Below are 6355 nucleotides of genomic sequence, written 5' to 3' on the forward strand. Positions count from 1 at the left end.
CGCCGCTCCATGGGCGCCAGCACGAGACCCGCCGCGCGGTCGCGCTCGGGAAGGTTCGCACGGATGTCCGCCCCGGCGGCACCGGCCGACGCGTAGGCAGGCAGCGCCACCTGAGGGTCGGCCCAGTCCTCGCGCAGAACCCGGATCACCGGACGCATTGATCCATCTTTCATTGTGGCCGAAATACTCCCGCCGGAGGCTCCCGGCCTAGTCGCATTAACCCAGAGCCGCGGCGATGCGCGCGGCAAGCCGCCGCGCAACCTCGTCCTTGGCGAGCCGTGGCCAGTCTTCCGCGCCCTCGCCGGTGATCAGCGTCACCGCGTTCTCCGCGCCACCCATGATCCCGGTCGCAGGCCGAACGTCGTTCGCCACGATCCAGTCGCAGCCCTTGCGCGCACGCTTGGCCCGCGCATGGGCCACCACGTCGTCGGTCTCGGCGGCAAAGCCGATGACGAGCCGCGGCCGCCCCGCCTCCATCTGCGACACGGTGGCGAGGATGTCGGGGTTTTCCGCGAACTCGAGCGCCGGGGCCCGGCCCGACCCATCCTTCTTCATCTTGGAATGGCTCGCGTTCTTCACCCGCCAGTCGGCGACGGCGGCGGCGAAGACCGCCGCCTCGGCCGGGAGCGCCGCCTCGACGGCGGCGAGCATCTCCCGCGCCGTCTCGACCGCGACGACCTCCACGCCCGAAGGCGCGGGCACGCTCGCCGGTCCGGTGACGAAGGTGACGCGCGCGCCGAGATCGCGCAGCGCGGCGGCCAGCGCCGTTCCCTGCGCCCCCGAGGAGCGGTTGGCGATATAGCGCACCGGGTCGATCGGCTCGTGCGTGGGACCCGAGGTCACGATGACATGCCGACCGGCGAGCGCCCCGCCGCCCAGCGCGGCCTCGGCCGCCGCGACGATTTCCAGGGGCTCGGCCATGCGCCCCTCGCCTGCCTCGCCGGCCTCGGCCATCTCGCCCATCGCCGGGCCGACGAAGGCGACGCCGTCGGCGGCCAGCCGGGCATGGTTGCGCCGGGTGGCTGGATGCGCCCACATCCGTGGGTTCATTGCCGGCGCCATCAGGACCTTGTGGTCGGTCGCCAGCAGCACCGCCGTGGCGAGATCGCCCGCGAACCCGTGCGCGGCCTTCGCCATCAGGTCGGCGGTCGCCGGGGCCACGACGATGAGGTCGGCCTCGCGCGCCAGCCGGATATGGCCGACGTCCTGTTCGTCCTGGCGGTCGAAGAGATCGGTGAAGACATGATCGGCCGTCAGCGCCCCGACCGAAAGCGGTGTCACGAATTCCTGTGCCGCCGCGGTCATCACCGCCCGCACCGCCGCCCCCCGCTCCCTCAGCCTTCGGATGAGGTCGAGCACCTTGTAGGCCGCGATGCCGCCGCCGATGATCAGGAGAATGCGCTTGTCCGCCAGCATGATGCCCTCGCCCGCCTCGCCAAGGATTAGGCGCGGAGTCCGTGGAAGACAAGCGGCGCGACTTTCATCACCGGCCGTGATGGCGCGGCGCACGAAGATGAACGTGACCCGCAGCGGGGCGCCGGCTAGCAAGGGAGAAAGGGAGGATGCCATGACCTATCACCTTGCCATCGGCGACCGCAGCTATTCGAGCTGGTCCCTGCGCGGCTGGCTTCTCTTCGAGAAGTTCGGCCTGCCGGTGACCTGCCACACGGGAATCCTCTACACCGACGACTTCCACCGGCTTCTCGCCGATTTCGCGCCCGCCCGGCTGGTGCCCGCGATGCGCACGCCCGAGGGCGAGGTGGTGTGGGACACGCACGCCATCGCCGAGACGCTCGCCGAACGCCACCCCCGGGCCGGACTCTGGCCCGAGGATGCCGCCGCCCGCGCCATGGCCCGATCCTTGGCGGCAGAGATGCACTCCGGTTTCACCGCGCTCAGGGGCGATTGTCCGATGAATCTGCGGCTGAGCTACGCCGACTCCGCGCCCCGGGACGAAGTTCTGGGCGACCTCGCCCGGATCGAGGACCTCTGGGCACTGGCGCGGGCCCGCTTCGGCGCGGACGGTCCCTGGCTCTTCGGCCGCTACACGGCGGCGGACGCCTTCTTCGCCCCCGTGGCCACAAGGATCGCCACCTACAATCTCCCGGTGTCCGCCGCCGCGATGGACTACGTCGCCGCACATCTCGCCGACCCCGCCTTGCGCCGCTGGCGGGCGATGGGCGCGGCGGAGGCCCTGGTCCAGCCGTCCTACGCCATGCCCTACCCCGAACGACCCTGGCCAGGCCCCGAGCCCCGGAAGGCGACGCCGGCAGGGGAACCCTCGGTCAATGCCGCCTGCCCCTATTCCGGCAAGCCCGTCACCCACTTCCTCGAACTGGACGGCCGCGTCTGGGGCTTCTGCAATGCCTTTTGCCGCGACAAGACGCTCGCCGACCCGGAAGCCTGGCCGGCATTCATGGCGTTGGCCGCGCGTTAACCCTTTCTCAACCACCTTCGCGCTAGCCGTTAACCGGGGTTAACGGGGACGGACCATGGTGGCGCGCACCTATACGGTGGCCTTCGAGGGGGTGGAGGCACGGATCGTCGAGGTCCAGTGCTCGGTCGCGGCGGGAATGCCCGCCTTCGCGGTCGTGGGCCTGCCCGACAAGGCGGTAAGCGAGGCGCGCGACCGGGTGCGCGCGGCGCTGACGGCAATGTCGATCGCGCTGCCGTCGAAACGGATCACCGTGAACCTCTCGCCCGCCGACCTGCCGAAGGAAGGCTCGCATTTCGACCTTCCGATCGCGCTCGCGTTGCTCGCCGCCATCGACATCCTGCCGCGCGAGGAGGTCGAGGGCACGGTCGCGCTCGGCGAACTCTCGCTCGACGGGCGGCTCGTGCCGGTGATCGGTGCGCTTCCGGCCGCGATGGCCGCGGCGGAGGAAGAGCGGACGCTCCTCTGTCCGAAGGCATGCGGACCCGAAGCCGCCTGGGTCGGCGCAACCCCGGTGATCGCGGCCGCGACGCTTGCCGAAGTGCTCCGGCACTTCACCGGCGCGGCGCCGATCACGCCCGCGAATCCCGGCGAGGTGCGGACCGATCCAGCCCGGCGCGACCTTCGCGACGTGAAGGGGCAGGAACGGGCGAAACGCGCGCTGGAAATCGCGGCGGCCGGGCGGCATCACCTTCTCATGGTCGGTACGCCGGGTTCGGGCAAGTCGATGCTCGCCGCCCGCATTCCCGGCATCCTGCCGCCGCTGACGGCGGCCGAGGCGCTGGAGACCTCGATGATCCACTCGCTCTCGGGGCTTCTGGACGAGGGCGGGATCAGCCGCACGCGGCCCTTCCGCGAGCCGCACCACACCGCCTCGATGGCGGCCATCGTCGGCGGCGGACGCGGCGCCAAGCCGGGCGAGATCAGCCTCGCCCACAACGGCGTCCTCTTCCTCGACGAATTCCCCGAGTTCCCCCGCACCGTCCTTGAAACCCTGCGCCAGCCGATCGAGACCGGCGAGGTCGTCGTCGCCCGCGCCAATGCCCATATCCGCTATCCGTGCCGCTTCCTTCTCGTCGCTGCCGCGAACCCCTGCAAATGCGGCTATCTCTCCGACCCCGCGCGCGCCTGCGCCAAGGTTCCGCTCTGCGGCGAGGACTACCTCGGCCGCATCTCGGGGCCGCTCATGGACCGGATCGACCTCAGGGTCGAGGTGCCGCCGGTGGCCTATACCGACCTCGACCTGCCCGAGTCGGGCGAAAGCTCGGCCGCGGTGGCCGAGCGGGTGGCCGCCGCGCGGGCGGTGCAGGCCGCGCGCTTCTCCGACCATGCGGACATGCGCGTGAACGCCGATGCCGAGGGCCGGATCCTGGAAGAGATCGCGAGCCCCGACAGCGACGGGCGGGAGCTTCTGGCGCGGGTTGCCGAACGCTTCGGCCTCTCGGCCCGGGGCTACCACCGGATCCTGCGCGTCGCACGCACCATCGCCGATCTCGCGGGATCCGCCGATGTGCGCAAGCCGCATGTGGCCGAAGCGGTGAGCTACCGGCTGAGCATGCAGGCGGGCCGCTGACCGGGCGGCCGGGCTACGCCCGCTTCGCCTCGATCGCCTCCCATATCCGCCGGGCGGCATTGGTGCCGTCGAATCGCTCGAGTTCCTGAAGTCCCGTCGGCGAGGTCACGTTGATCTCGGTCAGCCAGTCACCGATCACGTCGATGCCGACGAAGACTTGCCCCTTCTCGCGCAGGACGGGGCCGATCGCGGCACAGATCTCACGGTCGCGGTCGGTCAGCCCCACCTTCTCCGGCCGGCCGCCCACATGCATGTTCGACCGTGTCTCGCCCGCCGCCGGAATGCGGTTGATCGCGCCCACCGGCTCGCCGTCGACGAGAATCACGCGCTTGTCCCCCTTCACCACGGCCGGGACGTATTTCTGCGCGATCAGCGGTTCGCGGTTGATGCCGATGAAGAGCTCGTGCAGCGATGCGAGGTTGCGGTCGTTCGGGTCGAGCCGGAAGACACCCGCCCCGCCGTTGCCGTAGAGCGGCTTCAGGATGATGTCGCCATGCGTCGCCTTGAAGGCGCGGATCGCGGCGAGGTCGCGGGCAATGAGCGTCGGCGGCGTGAGTTGCGCAAACCGCAACACCAGAAGCTTCTCGGGGTAGTTCCTGACCCAGAAGGGATCGTTCACGACCAGAGTCTTCGGATGGATCATGTCCAGCAGATGCGTGGTGGTGATGTAGCCCATGTCGAAGGGCGGGTCCTGGCGCAGCCAGACCACGTCGAAGGTGCCGAGGTCGACCTCTGTCTCCGGCCCAAGCGTGAAGTGGTCGCCCTTCACCCGCCGCAGCTCCAGGGGCCAGCCTCGCGCCAGCACCCGGCCCTCGCGGTAGGCGAGCCGGCCCGGCGTGTAGTAGAAGAGCGAGTGGCCCCGCGCCTGCGCCTCCAGCCCGATGCGGAAGGTCGAATCGGCGTCGATGTTGACAGCCTCGACCGGGTCCATCTGGAGTGCGACCTTGAGTGCCATGCGTCCGCCCCGTCTCGTTCAGCGCCCCGATTGATGACCGAGGCGGCGGGCGGATGCAATGGCGGTTCGGCTTCAGACTCCGAAGGCGTTCTCGACGATCCCGATCCGGCCCGCGCCGTCCACGAGCGCGACTTCGAAGCTCATTTCGCTGTCCTGGCCCCGAGGTTCGCCGGCGAGGAAGGCACTGGCCGAGGCCGCGATCCGGCTCATCTGCCGGAAAGAGAGGCGTTCGGCCGCGATCGCGTGGGTCCGGGCTGCCTTCACCTCGACGAAGACCAGCCGGTCGCCCGCGCGCAGGACGAGGTCGATCTCTCCGCCCGGGCCGCGCCAGCGCCGCGCGGCCACCTGATAGCCGCGCCCGCGATAGTGCGCCTCCACCTGCGTCTCGGCGACCCGGCCCGCGTGGTGCGAGACCTGGCCCCTCAGCCGCCGTTGGCGAGCCGGAGCGCCGTCTGGTAGACCTGCCGCCGCGGCAGGCCAAGCGCTGCCGAAACCTCCGCCGCCGCATCCCGTATCGAGTGGCACTTCAACGCCTCCCTCAGCCGCGCCTCGACCTCGGCCGGGTCCGGCGCAGCCGCGCCGGCACGGTCGATCACGATGACGATCTCACCCTTCACCGACCGTTCGGCAAAGTCGCGCGCAAGTTCTTCGAGCGTGCCGCGCGACACCTCTTCGAACCGCTTCGTCAGTTCCCGGCAGACCGCCGCCTGCCGATCGTTTCCGAGACTGTCGCGCAGTTCCGTTAAGAGACCCTGAACGCGTTTGGGCGATTCGTAGAGGATGAGGGTCGCCGGAATGCCGGCAAGTTCCTCCAGCCAGCGGCGGCGCGCGCTGGCCGCGGACGGCGGGAAGCCGGCGAAGAGGAAGCGGTCCGAAGGCAGGCCCGAGACGGTCAGCGCGGCGAGTACAGCCGACGGACCCGGCGCCGAGATCACCGGATGGCCCGCGGCGATCGCCGCCCGCGCGAGCTGGTAGCCCGGATCGGCCACGAGCGGCGTGCCGGCTTCCGAGGCGTAGGCGACCGACTTGCCGGCCGCCAGCGCCGCGAGGAGCCGGGGCCGCATCTTCTCGCCGTTATGGTCGTGATAGGCCACGATCGGCCGGTCGCCGGGCTGGACCCCGTGGATATCCATCAGGTGGCGCAGGGTCCGCGTATCCTCGGCGGCGAGCACCTCGGCGGTCGCAAGAATGTCGAGCGCCCGAAGCGTGATGTCGCGCGCCGCCCCGATGGGGGTGGCAACGAAATAGAGCCCGGGGGCCAGTGCGTCCATCCGGCCGGTCACCGCCGGGCCCCCTCTCCTGCGTTTACTTCACGCGGCGGAGCGCATAGTCTCGCCGCCGTCCGGTTGCCCCCGAAATGGACCAGAGGTCCAAGCCACGAGGATCGTTTCAT

The 6355-nt window shown here is 70.5% G+C and carries 6 protein-coding genes and 1 pseudogene; 2 read left to right on the forward strand and 5 right to left on the reverse strand.

Going from position 1 to position 6355, the window contains the following annotated elements; all coding sequences use genetic code 11:
* A pseudogene (locus tag ACMUOO_RS16070) lies at positions 1-158 on the reverse strand (dUTP diphosphatase); the annotation flags it as partial.
* 58 nt (positions 159-216) lie between these two features.
* On the reverse strand, positions 217-1416 hold the full coding sequence (gene coaBC / locus ACMUOO_RS16075; RefSeq protein ID WP_301918569.1) for a bifunctional phosphopantothenoylcysteine decarboxylase/phosphopantothenate--cysteine ligase CoaBC: 1200 nt from the start codon (positions 1414-1416) through the stop codon (positions 217-219).
* A 151-nt stretch (positions 1417-1567) separates the two neighbouring features.
* Here coaBC and ACMUOO_RS16080 point away from each other — a divergent pair, with 151 nt between their 5' ends.
* Both ACMUOO_RS16080 and ACMUOO_RS16085 read left to right on the forward strand, forming a co-directional pair.
* Complete coding sequence (locus tag ACMUOO_RS16080; protein ID WP_301918570.1) at positions 1568-2437, forward strand: glutathione S-transferase; 870 nt, start codon at positions 1568-1570, stop codon at positions 2435-2437.
* A 55-nt stretch (positions 2438-2492) separates the two neighbouring features.
* Complete coding sequence (locus ACMUOO_RS16085) at positions 2493-4007, forward strand: YifB family Mg chelatase-like AAA ATPase (RefSeq protein WP_413855720.1); 1515 nt, start codon at positions 2493-2495, stop codon at positions 4005-4007.
* Between the two features lie 13 nt (positions 4008-4020).
* Here the strand turns inward: ACMUOO_RS16085 and gshB are convergent, their stop codons facing one another.
* The 3 genes from gshB to rsmI all read right to left on the reverse strand — a co-directional run bounded on the left by gshB (position 4021) and on the right by rsmI (position 6233).
* The gene (gene gshB / locus ACMUOO_RS16090; RefSeq protein ID WP_301920579.1) at positions 4021-4962 is read right to left on the reverse strand and encodes a glutathione synthase; all 942 of its coding nucleotides are present in this window, start codon (positions 4960-4962) and stop codon (positions 4021-4023) included.
* Positions 4963-5034: 72 nt separating this feature from the next.
* Complete coding sequence (locus tag ACMUOO_RS16095) at positions 5035-5388, reverse strand: YraN family protein (protein ID WP_301920584.1); 354 nt, start codon at positions 5386-5388, stop codon at positions 5035-5037.
* Positions 5385-6233, reverse strand: a complete 849-nt coding sequence (gene rsmI / locus ACMUOO_RS16100; protein ID WP_301920585.1) for a 16S rRNA (cytidine(1402)-2'-O)-methyltransferase — start codon at positions 6231-6233, stop codon at positions 5385-5387. Before rsmI ends, ACMUOO_RS16095 begins: the two co-directional genes overlap by 4 nt.
* Between the last annotated feature and the right edge of the window lie 122 nt (positions 6234-6355).

The organism is Albidovulum sp., assembly GCF_041919395.1.
In the GTDB taxonomy this organism is placed as follows: domain Bacteria; phylum Pseudomonadota; class Alphaproteobacteria; order Rhodobacterales; family Rhodobacteraceae; genus Albidovulum.